General features: G+C 29.1%; 3 protein-coding genes. All 3 read right to left on the reverse strand.

From position 1 onward, the window contains the following. Nucleotides 1-205 (reverse strand): hypothetical protein (locus U9R42_11860; protein MEA3496718.1); only part of this gene is annotated, 205 nt, incomplete at its 3' end. A gap of 225 nt (nucleotides 206-430) precedes the next feature. Next, nucleotides 431-1,126 (reverse strand): hypothetical protein, encoded by a 696-nt coding sequence (locus U9R42_11865; protein ID MEA3496719.1) that lies wholly within the window; start codon nucleotides 1,124-1,126, stop codon nucleotides 431-433. A gap of 16 nt (nucleotides 1,127-1,142) precedes the next feature. Beyond that, on the reverse strand, nucleotides 1,143-1,820 hold the full coding sequence (locus U9R42_11870) for a CRISPR-associated endonuclease Cas6 (GenBank protein MEA3496720.1): 678 nt from the start codon (nucleotides 1,818-1,820) through the stop codon (nucleotides 1,143-1,145). Between the last annotated feature and the right edge of the window lie 217 nt (nucleotides 1,821-2,037).

The following is a 2,037-nucleotide window of genomic DNA, read 5'->3' on the forward strand; positions in this document are numbered from 1 at the left end:
TTAATTTTCTTGCACTTCTAAATTCTGTTCTTTCAGCAGCTCGTGAACTTTCCTGTCCCTTTTCATTTTTTACACCTTCAGAAAAAATAATAACACCTTTATCAATCAATGATGTTGTAATTTTATTTTGTGTATTTTTTTCTTTCTCAATAATCGCCCAACCAACAGAATTTGTTCCTAAATCTAATCCTAAAGTTTTACTCATTTTATTCCATCCTTTTATTTTTTTAAATTTTTTGTTGATTTATACATTTTTACATATTAAGTTTACACTGCATCTTGTCACAATAAGGCTATATGCCGTAGACACTATGTCTTAAACCCCGCTTCGGTGGGGTTTGCTTTTTCAATCTCATAATTTTCCCTCAATTTAACAAAACCTATCCTTCCCCCAATTTCCTGAATTATTGATGATATGCGGATATTTCCCTCAATATTTCCCATCAATCATCTCCGGATAATTTAATCCCGTGTATTTCCAATCTTCCGGCAATTTATGTTTTATATAATTGTACATTGTATAATTCCAATGATTTTCAAAATCCTTTTTATTGCGAATATAATGGTCATGAAATGATTTTTGCCATTTGAATTTGGGGTGGTGGATTTTTTCTCCAAATTTTTCAATATATTGTTTGCGATATTTGAACACGATTTTATCGAATTCCGTAAATGGGTTTTGTTGATGAATGCGATGATGTTGATGTTGTTGATGTTGTTGATGTTGTTGATGTTGTTGATGTTGTTGTTCATGAATGCGATGTTGGTGTTGTTGATGAATGCGATGATGAAGGCGATGTTGGCCAACATCGCCTTCATCAACATCGTCATCATCGCCTTCCGTAATTACATTTACATTCCGTGTAAAATGCCGTTTCAAAAAATGCATTATTTGTGAATAATTCGCAATTTCATTATTGGGTTTTATGAGAATATGAAAATGATCATAATTTAAACAAAATGCATACAATTTGAATTTTTTCAATTTTTTACATAATTTCAATTCATCAATCCATAATTTGCAAAACAATGGTTCTGTAAAAAAATCATTTTTATCAAAAATATTGACCGTAATAAAATAAATGTAATCACCATAAATGCGTTTTTGTGAATTTCGATGTTTCATTTTATATATTTCCATTTCACTTTTGTGTATTTCTTTTTATCACCGTTCCAAATCCTCTTGCAACCTGTTTACCAATTCCCAAATAATTCGGCAAATAAAAATTTGTTTTAAACTCGCCGGTAAATGTTATCATCGTATTCCCCTTGAATTTATTTATCTGTGGTTTTAAATCACTCTCAATAGAAATTTTATCGGGGTCGGGAATCCAATAATCAAATGCATGAGATATTGTTTTAAAATTTCCCCATAAAATTCTATTTATTTTTTCCACTCGCTTCATCAAACTCAATTTTTTATATTCGTCATAATTCTTCTGATTTAAAGCCATCCAAGGCGACAAAAATTTATATCTGATAATCCTTTCACTAATACCAATTTTTGATTCATATATTTTTATTGATTTATCAAATATTTGAATATTTTTATCAAGAATTTTCATTTCATCAACTTCTAAAAATACATCTTTCAATATGTCAATTCCTGCACCAAATCCGAGTACCATTGGAATTTTATCAATTATTTTAAATTGAATATCGGGATATACATATCTAAATTTTCCATTATCCAAATGATTATGAATATGACTATATTTCGGGAACTTTTCCGCAAGAAATTGTCTGAAACGAGGAATGTCCGGAGAATTTAACAATCCTCTACTAAATTCTAATTTAATTATTTTAACAGAATTTTTCACAATCCTTCTTTTTTTGTATTGGCCAATTATACTAATTTATTGCCACACTTCCAATGAAAAATCGCTCAAATATTTTGTGAAATTATGAGTATATCATCCAATTATTATTCTTCACCATCAATCATCTCCGAATAATTTAATCCCGTGTATTTCCAATCTTCCGGCAATTTATGTTTTATATAATTGTACATTGTATAATTCCAATGATTTTCAAAAT

The organism is Bacteroidota bacterium, from assembly GCA_034723125.1.
Classification (GTDB): domain Bacteria; phylum Bacteroidota; class Bacteroidia; order CAILMK01; family JAAYUY01; genus JAYEOP01.